The organism is Streptomyces sp. CGMCC 4.7035 (genome assembly GCF_031583065.1).
GTDB classification, from domain to species: domain Bacteria; phylum Actinomycetota; class Actinomycetes; order Streptomycetales; family Streptomycetaceae; genus Streptomyces; species Streptomyces yaanensis.
The window spans coordinates 3480440-3502951 of record NZ_CP134053.1 but is presented as its reverse complement, the minus strand read 5'-3'; the positions used below and the strand labels follow the sequence as shown (position 1 = coordinate 3502951).

At 70.0% G+C, this 22512-nt stretch carries 21 protein-coding genes and 1 riboswitch; of the genes, 9 read left to right on the top strand and 12 right to left on the bottom strand.

What is annotated here, in order from left to right:
• The 5 genes from Q2K21_RS14855 to Q2K21_RS14835 all read left to right on the top strand — a co-directional run bounded on the left by Q2K21_RS14855 (position 1) and on the right by Q2K21_RS14835 (position 3378).
• Complete coding sequence (locus tag Q2K21_RS14855; protein ID WP_310770852.1) at positions 1 to 1794, top strand: nickel-dependent hydrogenase large subunit; 1794 nt, start codon at positions 1 to 3, stop codon at positions 1792 to 1794.
• Entirely contained in the window at positions 1787 to 2338 is a 552-nt protein-coding gene (locus tag Q2K21_RS14850) for a NifU family protein (RefSeq protein ID WP_310770851.1), read from the top strand. The genes Q2K21_RS14855 and Q2K21_RS14850 overlap by 8 nt, the downstream gene beginning before the upstream one ends.
• Positions 2335 to 2925, top strand: a complete 591-nt coding sequence (locus Q2K21_RS14845) for a DUF5947 family protein (RefSeq protein WP_310770849.1) — start codon at positions 2335 to 2337, stop codon at positions 2923 to 2925. The genes Q2K21_RS14850 and Q2K21_RS14845 overlap by 4 nt, the downstream gene beginning before the upstream one ends.
• 17 nt (positions 2926 to 2942) lie before the next feature.
• A complete protein-coding gene (locus Q2K21_RS14840; RefSeq protein ID WP_310770847.1) occupies positions 2943 to 3149 on the top strand; it encodes a hypothetical protein in 207 nt (68 codons plus the stop codon).
• Positions 3150 to 3210: 61 nt separating this feature from the next.
• On the top strand, positions 3211 to 3378 hold the full coding sequence (locus Q2K21_RS14835) for a hypothetical protein (protein ID WP_310770845.1): 168 nt from the start codon (positions 3211 to 3213) through the stop codon (positions 3376 to 3378).
• A 194-nt stretch (positions 3379 to 3572) separates the two neighbouring features.
• Here the strand turns inward: Q2K21_RS14835 and Q2K21_RS14830 are convergent, their stop codons facing one another.
• Entirely contained in the window at positions 3573 to 4769 is a 1197-nt protein-coding gene (locus Q2K21_RS14830) for an MBL fold metallo-hydrolase (RefSeq protein WP_310770843.1), read from the bottom strand.
• A 196-nt stretch (positions 4770 to 4965) separates the two neighbouring features.
• On the opposite strand from Q2K21_RS14830, the gene Q2K21_RS14825 reads away from it, so the two are divergent.
• The 3 genes from Q2K21_RS14825 to Q2K21_RS14815 all read left to right on the top strand — a co-directional run bounded on the left by Q2K21_RS14825 (position 4966) and on the right by Q2K21_RS14815 (position 7791).
• Positions 4966 to 5574 (top strand): carboxymuconolactone decarboxylase family protein, encoded by a 609-nt coding sequence (locus Q2K21_RS14825; protein ID WP_310770842.1) that lies wholly within the window; start codon positions 4966 to 4968, stop codon positions 5572 to 5574.
• A 400-nt stretch (positions 5575 to 5974) separates the two neighbouring features.
• On the top strand, positions 5975 to 7165 hold the full coding sequence (locus Q2K21_RS14820; RefSeq protein WP_310770840.1) for a glutamate dehydrogenase: 1191 nt from the start codon (positions 5975 to 5977) through the stop codon (positions 7163 to 7165).
• Between the two features lie 14 nt (positions 7166 to 7179).
• Positions 7180 to 7791, top strand: coding sequence for a TetR/AcrR family transcriptional regulator (locus Q2K21_RS14815; protein ID WP_310770838.1), 612 nt, complete (start codon positions 7180 to 7182; stop codon positions 7789 to 7791).
• A gap of 185 nt (positions 7792 to 7976) precedes the next feature.
• Here Q2K21_RS14815 and Q2K21_RS14810 read toward each other — a convergent pair whose 3' ends face one another.
• From Q2K21_RS14810 to Q2K21_RS14800, 3 genes are all read right to left on the bottom strand, one after another.
• On the bottom strand, positions 7977 to 8762 hold the full coding sequence (locus Q2K21_RS14810; RefSeq protein ID WP_310780969.1) for an SGNH/GDSL hydrolase family protein: 786 nt from the start codon (positions 8760 to 8762) through the stop codon (positions 7977 to 7979).
• Positions 8763 to 9016: 254 nt separating this feature from the next.
• Positions 9017 to 9928 carry a M23 family metallopeptidase gene (locus Q2K21_RS14805; protein ID WP_310770836.1) on the bottom strand — a complete coding sequence of 304 codons (912 nt, stop codon included), beginning with the start codon at positions 9926 to 9928 and terminating at the stop codon, positions 9017 to 9019.
• A 4-nt stretch (positions 9929 to 9932) separates the two neighbouring features.
• Positions 9933 to 10090, bottom strand: a riboswitch (cyclic di-AMP (ydaO/yuaA leader).
• A 305-nt stretch (positions 10091 to 10395) separates the two neighbouring features.
• Positions 10396 to 12468, bottom strand: a complete 2073-nt coding sequence (locus tag Q2K21_RS14800) for an alpha-galactosidase (protein WP_310770834.1) — start codon at positions 12466 to 12468, stop codon at positions 10396 to 10398.
• 191 nt (positions 12469 to 12659) lie between these two features.
• Between Q2K21_RS14800 and Q2K21_RS14795 the strand changes: the two genes are divergently transcribed.
• Positions 12660 to 13457 carry a tyrosine-protein phosphatase gene (locus Q2K21_RS14795; protein ID WP_310770832.1) on the top strand — a complete coding sequence of 266 codons (798 nt, stop codon included), beginning with the start codon at positions 12660 to 12662 and terminating at the stop codon, positions 13455 to 13457.
• Positions 13458 to 13464: 7 nt separating this feature from the next.
• On the opposite strand, the gene Q2K21_RS14790 is transcribed toward Q2K21_RS14795, so the two are convergent.
• The 8 genes from Q2K21_RS14790 to shc all read right to left on the bottom strand — a co-directional run bounded on the left by Q2K21_RS14790 (position 13465) and on the right by shc (position 22462).
• Positions 13465 to 13575: a DUF6126 family protein gene (locus Q2K21_RS14790; protein ID WP_310780963.1), complete on the bottom strand. Its 111-nt coding sequence runs from the start codon at positions 13573 to 13575 to the stop codon at positions 13465 to 13467.
• 35 nt (positions 13576 to 13610) lie between these two features.
• Positions 13611 to 14231 (bottom strand): helix-turn-helix domain-containing protein, encoded by a 621-nt coding sequence (locus Q2K21_RS14785; protein ID WP_310770830.1) that lies wholly within the window; start codon positions 14229 to 14231, stop codon positions 13611 to 13613.
• A gap of 75 nt (positions 14232 to 14306) precedes the next feature.
• Positions 14307 to 15707 carry an aspartate aminotransferase family protein gene (locus tag Q2K21_RS14780; protein ID WP_310770829.1) on the bottom strand — a complete coding sequence of 467 codons (1401 nt, stop codon included), beginning with the start codon at positions 15705 to 15707 and terminating at the stop codon, positions 14307 to 14309.
• The gene (gene dxs / locus Q2K21_RS14775; protein ID WP_310770827.1) at positions 15704 to 17599 is read right to left on the bottom strand and encodes a 1-deoxy-D-xylulose-5-phosphate synthase; all 1896 of its coding nucleotides are present in this window, start codon (positions 17597 to 17599) and stop codon (positions 15704 to 15706) included. The genes Q2K21_RS14780 and dxs overlap by 4 nt, the downstream gene beginning before the upstream one ends.
• Positions 17600 to 17627: 28 nt before the next feature.
• Positions 17628 to 18785: a flavodoxin-dependent (E)-4-hydroxy-3-methylbut-2-enyl-diphosphate synthase gene (ispG, locus tag Q2K21_RS14770; protein WP_310770825.1), complete on the bottom strand. Its 1158-nt coding sequence runs from the start codon at positions 18783 to 18785 to the stop codon at positions 17628 to 17630.
• Between the two features lie 4 nt (positions 18786 to 18789).
• The gene (gene hpnH / locus Q2K21_RS14765) at positions 18790 to 19815 is read right to left on the bottom strand and encodes an adenosyl-hopene transferase HpnH (RefSeq protein WP_310770823.1); all 1026 of its coding nucleotides are present in this window, start codon (positions 19813 to 19815) and stop codon (positions 18790 to 18792) included.
• Between the two features lie 5 nt (positions 19816 to 19820).
• Positions 19821 to 20462, bottom strand: a complete 642-nt coding sequence (locus Q2K21_RS14760) for a phosphorylase family protein (protein WP_310770821.1) — start codon at positions 20460 to 20462, stop codon at positions 19821 to 19823.
• On the bottom strand, positions 20462 to 22462 hold the full coding sequence (shc, locus tag Q2K21_RS14755) for a squalene--hopene cyclase (protein ID WP_310770819.1): 2001 nt from the start codon (positions 22460 to 22462) through the stop codon (positions 20462 to 20464). Before shc ends, Q2K21_RS14760 begins: the two co-directional genes overlap by 1 nt.
• Positions 22463 to 22512 lie beyond the last annotated feature (50 nt).

Sequence of the window (22512 nt, the reverse complement as noted above, 5' to 3'; positions counted from 1 at the left end):
ATGACGGCAACCGAGGCGCGGGCCGCGGAGCGAAAGCCCGCGCAGATCGTGGACATGTCCTGGGATCCGATCACCCGGATCGTCGGCAATCTCGGCATCTATACGAAGATCGACTTCGCGAACCGGGAGGTGGTGGAGTGTCACAGCACGTCGTCGCTCTTCCGGGGCTACTCCGTCTTCATGAGGGGCAAGGACCCGCGCGACGCGGGCTTCATCACCTCGCGCATCTGCGGAATCTGCGGTGACAACCACACCACGTGTTCCAACTACGCCCAGCAGATGGCCTACGGCGTCAAACCGCCGATGCTCGCCGACACGATCGTCAACCTGGGCGAGGCGGCCGAGTACATTTTCGACCACACCATTTTTCAGGACAATCTGGTCTTCGTGGACTTCTGCGAGGCCATGGTCAAGTCCACGAACCCGAGCGTGCTGGCCCGGGCCGAGCGCACCGAGGCGCGCAACGGGAACATCCACGGCTACCGGACCGTCGCCGACATCATGCGCGCCTTCAACCCGTTCGAGGGCGAGGTGTACAAGGAGGCGCTCAAGGTCAGCCGTGTCACCCGGGAGATGTTCTGCCTGATGGAGGGGCGGCACGTCCACCCGTCCACGCTGTATCCGGGCGGAGTCGGCACCATGCCGGAGCCGACCACGTTCACCGACTACCTCTCCCGGCTGGTCCACGTCCTCGACTTCGTCAAGAAGGCCGTCGCAATGAACGACGACGTCTTCGACTTCTTCTACGAGGCGCTGCCCGGCTACGAGGAGGTGGGCCGCCGCCGCATCCTGCTCGGCTGCTGGGGCGCCTTCCAGAACCCGGACGTGTGCGACTACCGCTACGAGACGATGAGCGAGTGGGGCAGGGCGATGTACGTCTCCCCCGGAGTCGTCGTGGACGGCAAGCTCGTCACCAACGACCTCGTCGACATCAACCTGGGCATCAGGGTGCTGCTGGGCAGTTCCTACTACGACGACTGGACGAACGAGGAGCCGTTCGTCACCCACGACCCGCTCGGCAACCCCGTCGACATGCGCCACCCGTGGAACCAGACGACGGTTCCGATGCCGCAGAAGCGGGACTTCGACGGCAACTACAGCTGGGTGATGAGCCCACGCTGGTACGACAGGAACAGCGCCGAGCACCTCGCGCTGGACACCGGCGGCGGCCCCCTGGCCCGGCTGTGGTCGACCGCGCTCAACGGGCTGGTCGACACGCCCTACGTCAAGGCCACAGGGCACAGCGTGCAGATCTCGCTGCCCAAGAGCGAGAAACTGCCGGAGATGACGCTGGAGTGGAAGATCCCCAAGTGGAGCAACACGATCGAACGCGACCGGGCCCGGCCGTACTTCGTCGCGTACGCCGCCGCCATGGCCTTCTACTTCCTGGAACGGGCGATGGGGTTCGTCCGTGCCGGTGAGACCAAGGTCTTCGAGAACTACGAGGTGCCGGACGAGGCGATCGGCTGCGGGTTCCACGAGGCGGTACGCGGTGTCCTCTCCCACCACCTGGTGATCAAGGACAAGAAGATCGCGAACTACCACCCGTACCCGCCGACGCCGTGGAACGGCAGTCCCCGGGACAGTTACGGGACACCCGGCCCGTACGAGGACGCCGTCCAGGGGCAGCCGATCTTCGAGGAGAACGGACCCGACGACTTCAAGGGCGTCGACATCATGCGCACCGTCCGCAGCTTCGACCCCTGCCTGCCCTGTGGTGTGCACATGTACCTGGGCAAGGGCAACACGCTGACCAAGCTGCACTCGCCCACCTATGGGGCGGCTCATGCCTGAGACCGTACGGCTCGACGAGACGGCGGTCGGGGAGCGGTTGTCGCGCCTCGACCGGCTGCTGGAGCAGATCGAGAGCGCTCCCGGTCCGATGACCGGCGCGGCGATCGAGGCGGTGCAGACGCTCACCGAGGTCTACGGCGAGGCGCTGGCGCGGGTGCTGGACCAGGCCGATGCCGGTCTGGCCGACCGTATGGCCGGTGACGAGCTCATCGGCCATCTTCTGGTGCTTCACGGGATCCACCCCGAACCTCCCGAGCGCCGGGCCGCCCGCGCGGTCGACGCTCTGCGCCCGGCGGTGCGCGAGCGCGGCGGGGACGTCGAGCTGGCGGGCGTGGCGGAGGGGGTCGCCCAGGTGAGACTGGCCGCCAAGGGGTGCGGATCCTCCTCTGCCGCACTGGAGGAAGCGGTCCGGGAGGCCGTGCTCGCCATGGCCCCCGAACTCTCCGGCGTCGAGCGGGAACCTGGGGGTGACGGGCGGCGCAGCGCCTTCGTACCGCTCGAAGCACTCACCCTGCGTACGGCGTCCGTCGGGGAGCGGGCATGACCTCCGGTGCCCTGGCCCGCGTCATCCGCTCCGCCGCCCGCCGGCGGGCGGATGCGGAGCACTGCGACCTGTGCGGCGCCGGCATCCCCTCCGAGCACCGGCACTTGCTCGACACGAGTCAGGAGGAGGTGCTGTGCGCCTGCCGCCCCTGCTCCCTGCTCTTCGTCGAGGACGCGGCGAGCGAGGGGCGGTACCGACTGGTGCCGCAGCGGCGGGTACGGCTGCCTCCGGTCGCCACCAAGGCGCTGGGCGTTCCGGTGGGGCTGGCGTTCTTCGTACGGCGCGCCGACGGCACCGTGAGCGCGCACTATCCGAGCCCCGCGGGGGCGACGCGCTGGGAGGCGGACCCGGAGGCATGGCGCGACGTCGTCGCCCGCTGCCCGCCGCTCGCCACCCTCGAACCGGATGTGGAGGCGCTGCTGGTGAACACCGCCCGCTCCGCGAAGCACCACTGGATCGCCCCGATCGACGACTGCTTCCGCGTGGTCGCGCTCGTACGGCGGGAATGGCGGGGCCTGTCCGGCGGCAGCCGGGTGTGGCCCGCCGTCGACGAGTTCTTCGCGGAGCTGACCGAACAACCGCAGTAACCGGCAAGGAGCAGACGATGGGCAACATCCGAGTAGGCAGACCCCAGGTGAAACCCGATACGCCCAAACACGTCTCCGGACTGCACCAGGGCAACAAGGGCCCCTACAAGCGGCAGCCCGGACATCACGAGGACGGGACCGCCGACGCCCGTCGCTCGACCGGGATCCACTGGAAGAAGCACAACGCGATCATGAAGATCATGCCGAACCTCCCGCCGGGATGACGCGGCGAACATGCCCGCGCCGGCATGGCGCGGCATCGGAGACGACCGAGGAGTACAGACCATGGCCGAACGAGCACAGAACATGGCCAAACGAGTCCTGATCGCACAGGCAGTGCTGCTGGGCGGGGCGGCAGCGATCCTGCTGGTCCGCGAGATGCCCGGAGTGGTGCGGGAGATCAGGATCTTCCGGATGGTGGGGCTCCGCGCGGGTTCCAGGCGCCCCCGCTGAATCTCCCGTCACCAGGGTCCGCGGTGGCGCGGCCAGGGGCGCCGGTCCCCCTCAACACCGGCGCCCCTCACGGCGCGGGCGTGCGGGTCGCGTATGTCGACGACCTCCAGGCAGAAGATCCCGCTGCCCCGACCCGTCGCGGCCGGGTCACACACAGCGGAGCGGAAGGCCGACATCACCGGCTGACCGCGGTGTCAGCGCTCGCCCGCGAGGTCGAGGTCGAGATCGTCCTTGGTCACCGGCGCGGCATCCGCCGCCTCGGGGCGGCGCCACGGGCGGGCGATGGGCGTGGACACCGCCCGCCACCAGGGGTCCACGGGCAGCTTCCCGGAAGGTTCGAAGGGGGCGCCGGGCCGGGGCAGCGCGACCGCCTGTCCAGCCTCCTCGGCGGCGTCCTTCGTCCACTCGCCGGGCTCGGCCCAGGGGTGCGGCGCCAGGTTGAAGGTGGCCCAGTGGATCGGCATCATCACGCCGTGCGGCTGCCCGCCCTGGAGGTCCAGGTGGGCACGCATGCCCTCCTCGGGGGTCATGTGGATGTCCGGCCAGTACTCGGAATAGGCGCCGATCTGGATCATCGTGGCGTCGAACGGGCCGTGCTCGGCGCCGATGTCCTTGAAGCCCTCGAAGTAGCCGGTGTCGCCGCTGTGGTAGATCCGGTGCTCGTCGCCGGCCACGGTCCAGGACGCCCACAGGGTGTGCTGTCCGTTGCGCAGGCCACGGCCGCAGAAGTGGCGGGCCGGTGTGGCGGTCAGGGTGATGCCGCCGATCTTCGTCGACTCGTTCCAGTCCAGTTCGCGCAGCCGGTCCGGCGAGACGCCCCAGTGCTCCAGGTGGGCGCCGACGCCGAGCGGTATCGCGAACACGGTGTCCGTGCCGGCCAGCGCCTTGATGGTGGGCAGGTCGAGGTGGTCGTAGTGGTCGTGGGAGATGACGACGACGTCGACCGGGCCGAGCGCGGCCAGCGGCAGGGGAACCGGGTGCAGCCGCTTGGGGCCGGCGAAGTCGAACGGGGAGCAGCGCTCGCCCCACACCGGGTCGAAGAGCACCCGGTGCCCGTCGATCTCGGCGAGGACACTGGAGTGCCCCATCCACGTCAGTCGCAACCCGCTCGCCGGGGGCTTGGCCAGGTCGGCGTACGTCGTCGCGTGCACCGGGACCGTACCGGCCGGGGCGCGGCGGGCTCGGTCCTCCTTGCGGAAGTAGAGCTTCGCCAACTCGAGCGCGGAACCGCCGGACGGGCGGGTCCGGGCGCCCTCCGGGTTCACGAACGCGCCGTCCGCGAAGTGCGGTGATCTGCGGATGCGCGCCAGGCGCTCCCCGCTCGGATCCGCACCGAACGCGGCGGGCTGCAGCGCGCGGAGCCCGGCGCTCAGGGAACGGAAACCGGTCACGGGACCTCCAGTGGAGTCGGTGAGGCCTTCCATTATGGGTCGGCCCCTCTGACGGTGCCGGGTCGGCTGTGTCACAGCGCGATGTCCCGGCACTTCGCGACGTGCGGGCCCGGATGTCACATCCGGGGGGCGCCGGTCCGTCGTATCCATGGGGCGCCCACGAGAGCGCCCCGGAACGACGCACTGGAGGTGCCCCATGGCCCGTGTCTCCCTAACTCCTCGCCGCACGCTCTTCTTCCGCGTCATGGAGTGGTATTCGAAGCGGACGTACGGCAAGGTCCTCGACCCCGGCAAGGCGCTCGCCCACCAACCGCGCGTCCTGTGGGCCGATCTGCGCTTCGAGCAGTCGGTGGCCAAGTGGAACAGGCTCGATGCGGATCTGAAGGCACTGGCCGAGATGGCGACGGCCGCGTCGATCGGCTGCTCCTGGTGCATGGACTTCGGCTACTGGGTCAGCCGGGAGCGCGGCATGGCCCGCCAGAAGCTGGTCGACGTCCCGCGGTGGCGCGACAGCGACGCGTACACGGACCTGGAGCGCGACGTCATGGAGTACGCCGAGGCGATGACCGCCACCCCGCCCGCCGTCGACGACGACCTCGCCGCCCGGCTCGTCGGCCGGCTGGGCGAGCCGGCCTTCGTCGAGCTGACGGCCATGGTGGCGGTGGAGAACCTGCGCTCGCGCGTCAACTCGGCGCTGGGCCTGACGAGTCAGGGCTTCAAGGACTCCTGCGACGTGCCGCCTGGGGGGGCGGCGGACGACTTCCGCGGAGCAGACCTCCACCAGTTGACGTCCTCACCTGCGTAAACGCAGGTGATTCCGGTCTGCACCGCTTCGCGGTGCTCCCTCGGGTTCCTGCTTCATCGGCCTCTGCCGCCCGTGAGGGTGGTCTGACAAGGTCTCCACAGGCTTCACGTCCCGCCCGTCCGGCGGTAGGACCGGCAACTGCGTTGTCGGACAAGGCGATCCTGCCATGACTCCGCGGCCCTCCGGGCCGCTGAGGCAAGGATGCCCTTCACCTCCATCCTGAAGGATGGAGCACTGGGCAAGTGTTCGGTAGCGGTGTCCGCGCCAGGACCGGGCCGGGCGTGCCGCCTGCCGCTCCGTCTCGTGGCGTCAGCTCCGGACGCTTCCATGGCGGACGAGCGACAGCCCCGACCACCGGCCCGTCACCCGTAACTGAATGGTGATTCAGTACAGTGAGCGTATGACCACCCAACGGGACGCTCCCCTCATGACGCTCGCCTGGACGGACCACGTCACCGGACGGCAGGGCTTCCTCGTCGTCGACCGGCTCGTGCGGGGTGTGGCCAGCGGCGGGCTGCGGATGCGGCCGGGCTGCACGCTGGAAGAGGTCGCCGGGCTGGCCCGCGGCATGACCATGAAGGAGGCGCTGCACTACAACCCGGAAGGCCGGTACATCCCCCTGGGCGGCGCCAAGGGCGGCATCGACTGCGACCCCCGGGACCCGGAGGCGTACGACGTCCTCGTGCGTTATCTGCGCGCCATGAAGCCGTACATCGAGCGCTTCTGGACCACCGGCGAGGACCTGGGCCTCACCCAGGAACTGGTGGACCGGGCGGCCTCGGAGGCGGGGCTGGTGTCGTCGATCCAGGCCGTGTATCCGCTTCTCGACGACGAGGCGGCGGCCCGGAGGCGGCTCGCGGACGCGTTCGCGGTCGAGGTGGACGGAATCGGGCTGGACGGGCTGGTCGGTGGATGCGGGGTCGCCGAGTCGGTACTGACCGCACTGGACCGGGCCGGGGTGCCGTACGCGGAAACCCGCGTGGCCGTACAGGGGTTCGGCACCATGGGCGGGGCCACGGCGCGCTTCCTGGCGCGCGCCGGGCTCGCGGTCGTCGCCGTCGCCGACGTCAAGGGCACGATCGCCAACCCCGACGGGCTCGATGTCGAGGCGCTGCTCGCCGCGCGCGACGCCTACGGGACGGTGGACCGCTCCGCGCTGCGCCCCGCCGACCGCGAACTGCCGGGTGACGCCTGGCTGTCGGCCGACGCCGACGTGCTGGTGCCGGCGGCGGTCTCGTACGCCGTCGACACCGAGAACCAGGCGGGGATCGGGGCCCGTTGGATCGTCGAGGCGGCCAACATGCCGGTGCTGCCCGAGGCGGAGGAGTTGCTCGCCGCGCGCGGGGTGACCGTGCTGCCGGACGTGGTGGTCAACTCCGGGACGAATGCCTGGTGGTGGTGGACGCTGTTCGGCGACATCGGGGCCGACGCGGACGAGGCGTTCGCGTACACCCGGCGTTCGATGCGGGCTCTGGTCGGCCGGATGCTGGACCGCGCGGAGGCCGACGGGACGAGTCCGCGGGCGGCCGCGCACGCGCTCGTCGCCGACCGGCTGCCGGTGATCGCGGAGCGGTTCGGGTGGTACCGGTGACGTAGGGTTGCCGCGTGACGAGGGTGCGGTTGAGCGTGGCCGAGCGGCGTGCCGAACTGCTGCGGGCCGCCGTCGAGCAGATCGAGGCACGGGGTGTGGCGGCGGTGCGGATCGCCGACGTGGCCGCGGCGCTCGGGGTCAGCAACGCGCTGGTGCTGTACCACTTCTCGACCAAGGAGAAGCTGGTCGCGGAGGCGTTCGCGTACGCCGCCGAGGACGATCTCGGACATCTGCGCAAGCTGCTCGGCCGCCGCACCTCGGCGCTGCGCCGGCTGCGGGCCGCGGTGCGCTGGTACGCCCCGACCGGGCAGGCCAAGGGCTGGCGGTTGTGGATCGAGGGCTGGGCGGCGGCGCTGCGCGAGCCCGCGTTGCGGGAGGTCACGCGGGATCTCGACCGGCAGTGGAAGGCCGCGATCACCGAGGTCGTGGCGGAGGGGGTGGCCGCGGGTGAGTTCCGCTGCCCCGATCCCGCGGGCACGGCGCTGCGGCTGACCGCGCTGCTGGACGGGCTGGCCGTGCAGATGACGGCGTACGAGAGCGCGGTGTCGCGGGCGCGGGCGCAGGAGTGGGTGGATGGGGCGCTCGCGCTTGAACTTGGCCTGGAGATCGCGGAGTTGACGGCATAGGTTTTCGCCCCCGCCGCCCCTACCCTTCCCTTCCCTGGGGGCTGCGCCCCCAGACCCCCGCTGTCGGCCTTGACGGCCTCGTCCTCAAGCTCCCCCAAGCTCTTCGAGCAGGGGGGACCCCCAGACGGGCTGAAAAAACAGCCCGTCCGGCGCTTGAGGAATGGGGGTTCAGAGGCGCAACCGGGTCACACCGCCTGTTCGATCCGCAGCTTGATGTCGTCCGGGGACAGGGACCCCTTCGCCACGACACGGTCACCGGAGGACTCCCCTCGAAGCCGGCGCCCGATCCACGGCACCAGATACTCGCGCGCCCAGTGGATGTCGTCGCGCCGCACCTCCAGCGTGCCCCGCGGCGGCAGCGGCGGCCACGGCTGGTCCGGGTCGGCCGGCACCTCGTAGCCGAGCACCTGGCCCGCTCGCAGGGCAACCCGGGTGTGCCCCTCGGGCGAGAGGTGGAGGCGGTCGTCGTCCCAGGCGCGCCGGTCCTGGACGGTCTTCAGCGACCACAGGTCGAGGACCGGGCAGCCGTACCGGTCGGCGATCGCCCGGACATGTCCGTTGTACGTGGCGATCTTGCCGCGCAGATGCTTGAGGACAGGTACGTTGCGGGTGTCGAAGCCGGTGGTCACCATGACCGTGCCGACGGCTGAGGTGAGGGCGGCGACGGCGCGCTCGAACCGTTCGGCGACCTCGTCGGGGTCGGTGCCGGGCCGGATGATGTCGTTGCCGCCCGCACAGAAGGAGACCAGGTCCGGCGCGAGTTCGACGGCCTTGGGGAGCTGGTCCTCGACGATCTGGTCGAGCAGTTTGCCGCGCACGGCGAGGTTCGTGTAGTCGAAGTCGCCTTCGGGCCGCCGGTCGGCGAGGAGCACCGCGAACCGATCGGCCCACCCGACGAACTGCCCGTCGGGACCGGGGTCGCCGACGCCCTCGGTGAAGCTGTCCCCCACCGCCACGTACGACCCGATCACTGATCTGTTGTCACTCTTCGAATCGTCTGCCACATCGGCCCATGATTCACCCTGCGATGTGAGCTACGCGACCGTAGGAAAGGGTTGACGGACGGTGAGATAAACCACTCGCCGAGTACGAGCTCATCCGGAATAAGCCTCTGATCAGGGGTGTTCGGCGCGCCGACACCCCAACGGGGGAATGAGCGCATACGCCGAAGGCCGGACCCGATTCGAGGGTCCGGCCTTCGGGAGGCGGCGGGTGGCCGCCCGCGTCAGATGGCCACGCCGTGCGAGCGCAGGTAGGTCAGCGGGCTCACGTCGGAGCCGTAGTTCGGAGTCGTACGGATCTCGAAGTGCAGGTGCGGTCCGGTGACGTTGCCCGTCGCTCCGGAGAGGCCTATCTGCTGACCACCCGTCACGGTCTGGCCCGCCGAGACGGACAGCTTCGAGAGGTGGGCGTACTGCGCGTAGTAGCCGTCGGCGAGCTTGATGACGACCTGGTTGCCGTACGCGCCGCCCCAGCCGGCCGAGACGACGGTGCCCGCGCCGACGGCCTTGAGGCTGGTGCCGGTCGGGACGACGAAGTCGACGCCGGTGTGGTAGCCGCTGGCCCAGTGGCTGCCCGCGACGTGGTAGGCGGTGCCGACGCGGCCCTGGACAGGCAGGGTGTAGCCGGTGGCGGATGTGGCGGGCGCGGCAGCCGTCGTCGTCGTGGGCGCGGCGGCCTGGGAGACCTTGGGTGCGGCGGCCTTGGGCGCGGCGGTCTGGGACGCCTTGGGCGCGGCGTACGGGGCGGCCGGCTTCGGCGCGGCCTCGGTGCCGCCCAGCGTCAGCTTCAGACCGGGGTGGATCAGCGACGGGTCGGAGCCGACGGCCGAGCGGTTGTCCTGGTAGAGCTTCTGCCAGCCACCGCTGACGTGCTGCTCGTCGGCGATCTTCGCGAGCCAGTCGCCCGCCTTCACCGTGTACGTGCTGACGCCGGCCGCCTGGGCGGGGGCCTGCTTGGCGACGACCGGAGCGACGGTGGCGACCTTTTCGGAAACGGACGCCGCCGGGGTGGCGGCATGGGCGCCGGCGGCTCCCATGAGCGGCAGTGCGAACGCGGCGCCGCCGGTTCCGACGACAGCGATGGAACGAATGAAACGCCGGGACTTGGGGCGGCGGTGCTTACCCTGCGCAGGCATGACGAATTCCTCTCCGTCGCCTGCGAGGTGAGCTGTCGGGTGCGGACTGGAGATGTCCGGCCGTGATTGCGCACGGCTTTACCCCAAGCCTGTTCCGGAGACCGGGACAGGCGTTTTACCTGTGGGTCCCCCGCTCCTGCCGGGCACGGGTGAGTGTGCGGGTCCCGGGCAGCGGCAGGATTCGGCGTTCCGCCCGGATCGAGCAGGAACGTAAGCGACCAGGACGCGCAGAGACAACTATTCCCGTTCCCTGTGTGAGCATTTCGCTTGATCCATACGGGAATTCCCCGTCACCCTCCGTCGACACGGGATATAGGGCGACCCTCAATTTCCCTGAATCGGAGCCAGAATTGCGTGAACATGGCGACAGCGGACCGTCACGGATATGACGCTGCTCACGTGGCATGACTTCAGAACCCTTCACTGCGGAGCGAGTTGGAATGAAGGGTTCAATTCGGACAGAAAGCTCAAATGCGACGCAGGCGAATAATCGTCGCATCGAAGTCGCCCCGCAGCCCGGTTCGCAGCCCGTGATGCTGCAGCACCGCACCACGGTGCGTTTCGCCCGTTTCGCGGCATTCGTACGTCGCTGTCGGATCGAGGCCGCGCAACCTCAGCGGTGCCACCGGCTCACCGTGGCGCTGCGCCTGGAGCCAGGCGAGAACCACCGTCTCGTCGCCGAGGACGTACTGGACCGCGCTCAGCCCGCCGGCCGGGGGTCGCAGCCGGTACAGATCACCGCGCTGGACCACAGGGCGGATCTCCTTGTAGAGGCTCACCCAGTCCCGGGCCTCGGCCAGCTCCTCCTCGGTCCACTGGGCGAGGTCCCCGCCGACCCCGAGCACCCCGGCCATGGCACTCACGAACCGGAAGCGCAAGCTACTGACCCGCCCGTTGAGCTGGGCGTTCGGACTGTCGGTGACCCAGGCGGCCATGACCCGCGCCGGATGGATCTGACTGAAGCCGTGCTGGATGGCGAGCCGGTCGAGCGGGTCGGTGTTGTCGGAGGTCCACACCTGGTCCGTACGGCTCATGACGCCGAGGTCGACGCGTCCGCCGCCGCCCGAGCAGGACTCGAAGGCGACGCCGGGGTGCGCGGCCCGCAGGCGGTCCAACAGGGAGTACAGGGCACGCACATGGTCGACCCAGAGGCGCTGCGGGTACGCCTCGCCGGGCCAGCCGGCGTCGGTGAAGCAGCGATTGAAGTCCCACTTCACATAGTCGATGGGAGCACTGGAGAGGAGAGCGTCGAGCCGCTCCCACAGATACTCCTGGACGTCCTCGCGCGCGAGGTTCAGTACCAGCTGATTGCGGAATTCTGTCCGCTTTCGTCCGGATTGGTACTGCACCCAGTCGGGATGCGCCCGGTAGAGGTCGCTGTCCGGGTTGACCATCTCGGGCTCGACCCAGATGCCGAACTGCATCCCGAGGGCGTGCACGTAGTCGGCGAGCGGCTTGAGACCCGCCGGGAAGCGGTCGGGGTTGGGCCGCCAGTCGCCGAGCCCGGCGCGGTCGCTGGTGCGGGCGCCGAACCAGCCGTCGTCCACCACGAACAGCTCGACACCGATCGCCGCCGCCCGCCGCGCGAGCACCCCCTGCTGCTCCTCGGAGATGTCGAACTCGGTGGCCTCCCAGGAGTTGTAGAGCACCGGCCGGTCCCGGTCGGCGTCCGGGATGACGTGGGTCCGCTGGTACGCGTGCCAGGCGCGGCTCGCGCCGCCGAAGCCGCCGTCGCTCCACAGCCCCGCGAAGACGGGTGTGACGTACGTCTCCCCCGTGGCCAGGCGCAGCAGACCCGAGTCGTCGTACCCGGCGCCGCCGGTGATCTGCACGCGCGCGTCCGGAAGTTGGGCCACCGCGATCCGCCAGGTGCCCGACCAGGCGAGCGCGCAGCCGTAGACCTCGCCGCGCTCCTCGGTCGCGTCCACATCGAGCGCCACCCACGGCAGGTGCTGGTGCCCGGTGTGGCCACGGCGACTGCCGACGACCTTCTCGCCGTAGGTGAGGCCGGACCGTACGAGCCGGGACTCGGCCGCCCAGCGTCCGTGCAGCTGGGAAAGCCGCCAGTCGTCGCGCTCGGGCAGCGTCCAGGTCGCGGAGTCGGCGCGCAGCAGTTCGACGGCGGCGGGGCCTTCGTTGGCCAGGGTCACCCAGCGCTCGACGACATCGCCGCGCATCCGGTAATGGAGGGTGATCAGGAGCCCCGTGTCGGTGAACCGCAGCCGCAGCTCCTCGCCGTCGGCCTCGTACGCCTCGAACGCCCACTCGGTGCCGCGACGCTCCTCGGTACGGACGGACAAGGCGGGGCGTACGAAGCGGGGGCCACCCTCGACCGGGTACTCCTCGTGGCCGTCGAGCGGGGACTCGAAGGGCCGGTACCGGGGTGCGGGAAGGGCGGCGAGGGCCTCGGCATCGGCGAGGGCGATCCGCGGGCCCCAGTGCAGATGCAGCAGCTCGTCGCCGTCGGTGAGCCGCAGGGCGTAACTGCTCGTGGGCCCTGACAGCAGCCAGGTACGACGGTCCGCGCCGATTTCCAACATCGAGCCCCCACAGATCCGAACAGGTGTGATCAGTTCAACATCATCGGGGGTGAGGCGTCTCGCGGGCAACGTCTGCCACGCGTGTTCAGCACAGCGTCCACCTGTGGATGATTGCCTGATGAACCCATGTCGTATCGTCGAAGCTCGGCCCGTCGACGAGCAGCGCCGGCGGACGCCTGGGAGGAGCCCCCGTGACGCAGCAGGTCCCGTCCACCGAGCCCGAGCTGACCGGAGTGCGCAACTTCCGTGACGTGGGCGGTCTGCCGACCGTGGACGGGCGGCGCGTGCGGCCCGGAGTGCTCTTCCGCAGCGGCCACCTCGCGCACGCGACGGAGAAGGACGCGGCGTTCCTCGCCTCCCTCGGCCTGCACACGATCTTCGACTTCCGCAACGCGGCGGACAAGAAGCTGGAGGGGCCGGACGTCGAGCTGCCGGGCGTGCGGAACGTGAACCTTCCGCTGTCCGACCCGGCGGACGGCGCCGAGTTCTGGAAGATGGTCCGCGACGGCGAACTGGACCAGCTGCGCGGAATCCTCGCCGATGGCAAGGCCGCGAACCGCATGATCGCCTCCTACCGCACGATCATCAAGGAGCGCACGGCCGAGCACTCCCAGGTGCTGCGTGCCCTGGCCGAGGACAGCGTGCCCGCGCTGATGCACTGCGCCGCGGGCAAGGACCGCGCGGGTCTGTCGATCGCGGTGACGCTCCTCGCCCTCGGGGTCGAGCGCGAGGCGATCGTCGCGGACTACCTGGAGTCGAACGCCATCCACCGCCGGTACAAGGTGCACCGCAACGGTTCGTCGGCGGACGCGTACTCCCCCGAGGTGATGGAGCTGCTCAGCCCCCTCTTCGACGCGCGCGCCGAGTACCTGGCCGCGGCGATCGACACCGTCGAGGAGACCTGGGGCGGCGTGGACGCCTACCTGGAGAAGGGGCTCAAGGTCACGCCGGCGCTGCGCCGGCAGCTGCGCGAGCGACTGCTGGACTGAGCCGCTGTCACTTCGCGCCCACCGAGAACAGCAGGTAGATGAAGCCGGCGAAGAGATGGCCGACCGCGATGTAGATGATCAGGCGGATCCACAGGGCGCGGGGGAACTTCTCCTCCATCGACCTGCGCTCGGGGCGGGTGTCCGGTTGCTCGGTCATGGCATTTCTCCAGGGGTGGGGCCGAGGCAGAGCGCCGCGGTCGGGCTCTGCAGCAGGGTGTGGACGAACAAGAGCTCGGTCCCGTCGTGGTCGACGGCCGCGAGCCGGTGCGGGGTGAGCGAGTCGAAGTGGGCGCTGTCGCCCGGGGCGAGGATGTGCGCGCTGTCGCCCAGCCGCAGCCGCAGCCGCCCCTTGAGGATGTACAGCCATTCCTCGCCGGGGTGGACGCGGACGATGTCGCCCTGGGTGCTGTACGGGACGTGGACGCGCAGCGCCTGCATCCCGCGACCCGGAGCGCCGGCCTGCCAGTACGTCCAGCCGCCCGCCCGGGTCGACTCCATGTCGGAGGCGCGCACGATCGCGTCCCGGTCGGCGACGGTCTCGCCGAGCAGTTCGGAGACGGTTGTACCGTAGATACGGGCGAGCGCGAGCAGCATCGGCAGCGAGGGCTGGCGCTGCCCGGTCTCCAGCCGGGAGAGGTGTGCGGGCGAGAGCCCGGCGGCGCCGGCCGCGGCCTCCAGGGTGAGCGAGGCGCGGCGGCGCAACGCACGCAGCTGGGGCGCGACGGCGGGCAGGTCCGCGGCCGGCCCCGGCTCGGTCTCTTCAGGAGAGCTCATGCTCTCCATTGAGCCCCACCTTTGCCTCAAAGGCAAACTTATTGCCTGAGAGGCAAATCCTGCGGGCTCCGGTGGCTACCGGTTCGCCACCGCCTGTTTGATCAGCGTCTTGCCGAAGTCCCACATCAGTGCGCTGCCGCTGTGCGCGTCGTCCATGACCGCGGTGAACGCCTCCACGAACCGGTCGACGTCCCGCTCGCCGATGATCAGCGGCGGGATCAGCTTGATCACCTCCAGGTGGTCACCGGAGACCTGGGTGAGGATCCGGTGCCGTTGCAGCAGAGGGACGACGACCATCTGCGCGAACAGACCCTTGCGGGCCGCCTGCAGCATGGTCCACCGGCTGCGCAGCTTCAGTGAGCGGGGCCTGCCGAACTCGATGCCGATCATCAGGCCCCGGCCGCGTACGTCGCTCAGCAGCTCGTACTTGTCGGTGAGCGCCGTGAGGCGGGACTTCAGCTGCTCCCCGACGGCCCGGGCGTTCGCGACGATCTGCTCGTTCTCCATGACGGACAGCACGGCGAGCCCGGCCGCCATCGCCTGCGCGTTGGATCCGAAGCTCGCCGAGTGCACGAGCACCCGGTCCATGGACGAGTAGACCTTCTTGAAGATCCATTCCTTTCCGAGGGTGGCACCCACCGGCACATAGCCGCCGGAGAGCGCCTTCGCCACGCACACCAGATCCGGCTCGACGCCGCTCTCGTGCTGGTAGGCGTAGAAGTCCCCGGTGCGGCCGAGGCCGGTCTGCACCTCGTCCGCGATCAGCAGCGCCTTGTGCCTGTGCAGCAGCTCCTGGGCGGCGGGCAGATAGCCGGGCGGGGCCTCGTGGACGCCTTTGCCCTGGATCGGTTCGACGACGAGCGCCGCCACGTCCCCCTTCCTCAGCTCCCGGGCCAGGGTGTCGAGGTCGCCGAGCGGGACCGCCGTGTCGGGCAGCAGCGGGGCGAAGCCGTCACGGAAGCCTCGTTCGCCGTTCACGGACAGCGAGCCGGTGGTCAGGCCGTGGAAGGCGTGCTCGCAGTAGAGGATCCGCGGTTTCCCCGTCGCGTAGCGGGCGAACTTCAGCGCGGTCTCCACCGCCTCCGTCCCGCTGTTGCCGAAGAAGACCCGCTCCAGGTGCGGGCTGTGGGCCAGCAGCTTCTCCGCCAGCAGCCCGGGCAGTGGCTGGCAGTCGAAGCGGGTCAGGTCGGCGAGCCGGGCGTCCAGGACGTCGTGCAGTGCCGTGCGGACCACCGGGTGGTGGCGGCCCAGGCCCATCACCCCGAACCCGGCGAGCATGTCCAGGTAGTCGTTGCCGTCCGCGTCCCAGAAATGGGCGCCCTCGGCGCGCTCGTAGACCTTGTCGAAGCCGATGGTGTGGAGCATGCGCGGGAGCTGGTGGTTGAGGTACTTCGCGTGCAGCTCGTAGCGCTCGGCCCCGCGCTCGGCCAGGAGCTTGCCGAGGTCGAATTCCCGGTTCCCGGAAGGGGTGGTCATTCCTCTTTCTCCTTGGACAGCTCATCCTTGGCGGCCAGGCAGGCGCTGATCCGCCCGGCGATCTCGACGGGCGTGAGGCCGATGTCGGCGAGCACCTCGCCGCGCTTGGCGTGCGCGAGGAACTGCTCCGGGATCCCGAACCTCCGTACGGGTACGTCGATGTCGGCGTCGCCGAGCGCCAGCGCGACCGCGGAGCCGACACCCGCGGACCGGCTGTTGTCCTCGACGACCGCGACGAGCCGGTGCTCGGCGGCCAGGCCCGGCAGCGAGGGGTCGACCGGCTTGACCCAGCGCGGGTCGACGACCGTGCAGCCGATGCCGCGGGCCCCCAGCAGCTCGGCGGCCTGGAGGCACACGGGTGCCATGACGCCGACGGCGACCAGAAGCACCTCGGGTCTGTCCGCGCGGTGCAGTACGTCCAGACCGCCCACCCGGTCCACCGCCGGGACCGCCGGACCCACCGACTCCTTCGGGAAGCGGACGAGGGTCGGCGCGTCGTCGACCGCGACCGCCTCCCGCAGCTGTGCCCGCAGCTGGTCGGCGTCGCGCGGCGCGGCGATCCTGAGCCCCGGCACGACCTGGAGGATCGACATGTCCCACATGCCGTTGTGCGAGGGCCCGTCGACGCCCGTGACGCCGGCCCGGTCCAGGACGAAGGTGACCCCGCAGCGGTGCAGGGCGACGTCCATGAGGAGCTGGTCGAAGGCGCGGTTGAGGAAGGTGGCGTAGACGGCGACGACGGGGTGCAGTCCGCCGGTCGCGAGACCGGCCGCGGACACGGCGGCGTGCTGTTCGGCTATCCCGACGTCCCACACCCGGTCGGGGAACCGCTCGGCGAACTCGCCGAGGCCCACCGGGTGCAGCATGGCCGCCGTGATCGCCACGACGTCCTCGCGCTCCTCGCCGATCCGCACCATCTCGTCGCCGAACACCGAGGTCCACGACGGACCGCCTGCGGGCGCGAGAGGCTCACAGGTCAGCGGGTCCATCACGCCGACGGTGTGGAAGTGGTCCTCCTCGTGGGCGAGCGCGGGCTCGTAACCGCGTCCTTTCTCGGTGAGGCAGTGGATCAGCACCGGTCCGTGGAAGCGTTTCGCGCGGCGCAGCGCCGACTCGACGGCCAGGATGTCGTGTCCGTCGATCGGGCCGACGTACTTCAGGCCCAGGTCCTCGAACAGGCCCTGGGGCGCGAACGCGTCCTTGAAGCCCTTCTTCGCGCCGTGCAGTGCCTCGTAGAGGGTGGTGCCGACGACGGGCGTGCGCTGCAGCACGTCCTTGCCCCAGGCCAGGACCTTCTCGTAGCTGTCGGTCGTGCGCAGCGTGGCGAGGTGGTTGGCGAGGCCGCCGATGGTCGGCGCGTACGAGCGTTCGTTGTCGTTGACGACGATGATCAGCGGGCGGTCCTTCGCGGCGGCGATGTTGTTGAGCGCCTCCCACGCCATGCCGCCGGTCAGCGCGCCGTCCCCGATGACCGCGACGACGTGCCCCTTCTCCCCCTGTACCTGGCGGGCCTTGGCCAGCCCGTCGGCCCAGCCGAGCGCGGTGGACGCGTGGCTGTTCTCGATGATGTCGTGCTCGGACTCCTCGCGCGACGGATAGCCGGACAGGCCCCCCTTGCCGCGCAGCTTGGAGAAATCCTGGCGCCCCGTCAGCAGCTTGTGTACATAGCTCTGGTGGCCGGTGTCCCACAGGATGTGGTCGGCCGGCGACTCGAAGGCCCGGTGGAGCGCGATGGAGAGTTCCACCACGCCCAGATTGGGCCCCAGGTGACCGCCGGTCCTGGCGACCGCATGGATCAGGAACTCCCTGATTTCCTCGGCCAGTTGACTCAGTTCCGCCTCGGACAGCGCCTTCAGGTCGCGTGGTCCCCGGACGTTCTCCAGAATGGTCACGCTCGCGCCCCCTCTCGGTCCGTGCCGCTCAACTCACGGTGACGGCGGGTTCTCCGGACCCGACGCCGTCCTTCTCCATCTGCTCGGCGATCTTCATCGCCTCCTCGATGAGGGTCTCCACGATCTTCGACTCGGGGACGGTCTTGATGACCTCGCCCTTGACGAAGATCTGGCCCTTGCCGTTGCCGGAGGCGACCCCCAGATCCGCCTCCCGCGCCTCCCCGGGACCGTTGACCACACAGCCCATGACCGCGACGCGCAGCGGCACCTCCATCCCTTCCAGGCCCGCCGTGACCTCGTCGGCCAGTTTGTACACGTCGACCTGGGCGCGCCCGCACGACGGGCACGAGACGATCTCCAGGCGGCGCTGCCTCAGGCCCAGTGACTCCAGGATCTGGATGCCGACCTTGACCTCCTCCGCGGGCGGGGCCGACAGCGACACACGGATGGTGTCGCCGATGCCCTCGGACAGCAGCGCGCCGAAGGCGACGGCCGACTTGATCGTGCCCTGGAACGCCGGACCGGCCTCCGTGACGCCCAGGTGCAGCGGGTAGTCGCACTGGGCGGCCAGCTGGCGGTATGCGTTGACCATCACCACGGGGTCGTTGTGCTTGACCGAGATCTTGATGTCCCTGAAGCCGTGCTCCTCGAAGAGCGACGCCTCCCACAGGGCGGACTCCACGAGCGCCTCGGGGGTCGCCCTGCCGTACTTCTGCAGCAGCCGCCTGTCGAGGGAGCCGGCGTTCACCCCGATCCGGATCGGTGTGCCATGGTCCTTGGCGGCCCGCGCGATCTCCTTGACCTTGTCGTCGAACTGCTTGATGTTTCCGGGGTTCACCCGGACGGCCGCACAGCCCGCCTCGATGGCCGCGAAGACGTACTTCGGCTGGAAGTGGATGTCCGCGATGACCGGGATCTGCGACTTCTTCGCGATCGTGGCGAGGGCGTCCGCGTCGTCCTGCGTGGGGCAGGCGACGCGGACGATCTGGCAGCCGGACGCGGTGAGCTCCGCGATCTGCTGCAATGTGGCGCCGATGTCCGACGTACGGGTCGTCGTCATCGACTGCACCGACACCGGGGCCCCGCCCCCCACCGCCACCGGCCCGACATGGATCTGCCGCGACCTGCGCCGCTCGGCGATCGGCCGGACCGGTACCTCGGGGACGCCCAAGGGAACGGCGGTCATGCGGTCACCGCTGCTTTCCGTTGGTCATGGTCTCCCGGGCGGCCCGCAGCGACTCCTTCAGGGAGCCCATGGTGGCGAGCACAGCGGTCGGCTCGTAGCCGCAGTGCGCCATGCAGTTGGCGCAGCGCGGGTCCTTGCCGCGGCCGTACTGGTCCCAGTCGGTCTCCTCCAGCAGTTGCCGGTACGTGGCCACGTACCCGTCGCTCATCAGATAGCAGGGCTTCTGCCAGCCGAAGAGCGAGTAGCTCGGGATCGCCCACGCGGTGCACGGGAAGTCGACCTTGCCCTCCAGGAAGTCCAGGAAGAGGGGGCTCTGATTGAGCCGCCACCGCCTGCGGTTGCCTCCCGAGAAGGCCTTCTTGAACAGCTCGCGGGTCTGCTGGACGCCGAGGAAGTGCTCCTGGTCGGGCGCCTTCTCATAGGCGTAGGCGGGCGAGAGCATCATCTCGTCGACCTTCAGGTCGTCGTTGAGGTAGTTCAGCACCTCGACGACGGTCTGCGGGGTGTCGGTGTTGAAGAAGGTGGAGTTGGTGGTGACCCGGAAGCCCCGCCTCTTGGCCTCCTTGATGGCCTCCACCGCCTCGTCGAACGTGCCTTCCTTGGCCACCGAGGCGTCGTGCCGCTCGCGCAGCCCGTCGATGTGCACCGCCCAGGCGAAGTACGGCGAAGGCTTGAACTTGTCCATCTTCTTGCGCATCAGCAGCGCGTTGGTGCACAGGAAGACGAACTTCTTCTTGGCCACCAACTGACGCACGATCTCGTCGATCTGCGGATGCATCAGCGGCTCACCGCCCGCGATGGACACCATCGGCGCGCCCGACTCGAGCACCGCTCCCACGGCCTGGGCGACGGGCATGCGCTGCTTGAGCACGCCGGCCGGATGCTGGATCTTGCCGCACCCCTCGCACTTCAGGTTGCAGGCGAAGAGCGGCTCCAGCTCGACCAGCAGTGCGAACTTGTCCCGCCTCTTGAGTTTCTGTTCAAACAGGTAGGTAGCGACCTTGATGGTTTGACGGAGCGGCATGGCCATCTGGCTCACCTCCGGGGGAGCAGCAAGGAACGGTGCCATTCGTAAAAAGCGGGAAGGACGGCACGCAGAACACGAAAAGCCGATATTCCACCGCGCAACGTGCCGATCCGGACGAGTTCATGTTCTGGAGCGTCCACGACCACCCGGACGGCCGCAACCGGGCGCGCGCCCGTGCGCACGGCACTGTGGAGGGTGGCCGCCGACTCCATGTCGACCGCGATCGCGCCGGTCGCGAGCAGGTGCGACCGTTCCTGACCACGGACGACGTGGTCCGAGCCGGTCAGCGGTCCGGTGTGGACGGTGCGCCCCGGGACGGTGCGCGCGAGTTCCTTCACCAGCAGTTCGGTGCCCACGCACGGGGTGGCGCCCCGCGGATCCCGGGCCTCCTCCGCGACGACGAGGTCCCCGGGATGCATCCCGGGGGCCAGCCCCGCGCAGAAGCCCGTGGCGAGGACGGCCGCGCCTTCGAGGGCCGGGTCGGCGAGCGCCCGGGTGACGGAGCGTTCGGCCGCCCGGGGGCCCATACCCGTACGGAGTACCGTCACCCGCCCGTCGGAGCCCCTGTGGCCGCCGCTGCGCAGGGCAAGGTGCTCGATGCCGAGCGCGCAGGCGATCAGCAGCGGGGCCGGGTCGGGCTTGGTGCTCATCAGCTCCCCTTGGCCTCGGCGAACGGCTCGCCATGGACGTAGCGGCCGAGCGCGGTGAGCGGGAAGACCTGCCGGTAGAGGTGATAGTTGATGGAGAAGTCCCAGGGGAAGCCGGTGCCGGTGAAGTACGGCTCGTCCCAGGAGCCGTCCTCGTTCTGGGTACGGTCGAGGAACTCGATGCCGCGCTCCACGGCCTTGGACTCGCTCTCCCCCGCCGCCAGCAGCGCGAGCAGCGCCCATGCCGTCTGCGAGGCGGTGGAGGCGCCTTGGCCGCTCCACTCCTGGACGTACTTGTAGGAGCGCAGGTCCTCGCCCCAGCCGCCGTCGTCGTTCTGCACGCTCTCCAGCCAGGCGACGGCCCGGCGGATCGCCGGGTGCGCGGCAGGGATCCCGGCGGCCACCAGCGCGGGCACCACCGAGCCGGTGCCGTAGACGTAGTTGACGCCCCAGCGCCCGAACCACGAGCCGTCCGACTCCTGTTCGGCCAGCAGCCATTCGATACCCCGGCGGGTGCGCGGGTCGTGGGAGAGGCCCTCGACGGCGAGCATCTCCACGACGTGCGCGGTGACGTCGGCGGACGGCGGGTCGATGACCTCGCCGAAGTCGCAGAACGGCAGCCGGTTGGGGAACGGGCTGGTGTTGTCGACGTCGAAGGCGCCCCACGCGCCATTCTTCGACTGCATGCCGAGGTTCCAGCGCACTCCGCGCCCGATGGCCCTCTCGATCCGGTCCGGGTCGGGGTGCTTGACCCGGCGCAGCGCGAGCACGACCTCGGCGGTGTCGTCGATGTCGGGGTAGTTGTCGTTGTGGAACTCGAACGCCCAGCCGCCCGGGGGGAGTCCGGGACGTCGGACCGACCAGTCGCCGGGCCGGACGATCTCCTCGCCGAGCATCCAGTCCGCGGCCTTCACCAGCTGCGGGTGGTCGGCGGGCACGCCCGCGTCGGCGAGCGCGATGGTCGCGAGGCAGGTGTCCCACACCGGGGACTGGCAGGCCTCGATCATGCGGGCGCCGTCCTCGCGCCACACGGCGAAACGGTCCAGCGACGCGACGCCCTCGCGCATCACGGGGTGCTGGAGGTCGTAGCCGAGCAGGTGGAGGGCGATGACCGAGTACACCGCGGGCGGCTGGATCCCGCCCCAGCAGCCGTCGTTCTCCTGCCGCTCGATGATCCAGCGGGCGGCGGTGTTCATGGCGGCCCTGCGCAGCCGGCGCGGGGCGACCTTGCGGAACTGGTGCAGCGCCTTGTCGAGCCGCTGGAAGACGCCGTCCCAACTCGCCACGGGGGCGAGGTCCCTGGCGGGGCTGGGGTCGCTCGGGTCGGTGTGCAGCTCGTCGAGCGGGAACGGCGCCGGCCGCACCGGGCGCTTGGCGGAGACGATGGTGAGCGGCACGATGGTCTGCCGCGCCCAGCACCCGAAGTCGTAGATGTTCAGCGGCATCCACTTCGGGAAGTAGATGAGCTCCGGCGGGAGTTCGGGCAGGTCCTCCCACTTCCACCAGCCGAACAGGGCCAGCCAGATCCGGGTGAAGACACGGGCGGCGGCGATACCGCCCCGCTCGCGGATCCATCGGGACGCCTTGGCCATGTGCGGCTCGTCCGGCGCGTCTCCGGCCAGTCGCAGGGCGACGTACGCCTCGATGGTGGCGGACAGTTCGCCGGGGCCGCCGTAGAAAGTGGCCCAGGTGCCGTCCTCGCGCTGCTCGCCGCGGATGAACAGGGCGGCGGCGTGGGTGGTCTTCTCGTCGCGGATCCCCAGGAACTGACGGAGCAGCAGGTCCTCGGCGTCCATCGTGACGTTCGTCTCGAGGTCGCCCTTCCACCAGCCCTGGGCGTCCTGCCGCGCGAGCAGGAAGTCGGTCGCGCGCCGCAGGGCGCGCTCGGCGGCGTCTCGAGTGCCGACCGTCCCGGCCGCCTCCGGGAGCGATTCGCTTGTTTCGCTGGCCGAGGCAGCGCGGGGCGGCACGGCCCCGGTGCTTCCGTCGGTCGTCGCTGTCATGGCTTCCCCTTCGTGCAGTCGTGCAAGTCGTGCTGCTGTGGGTCCGCCGT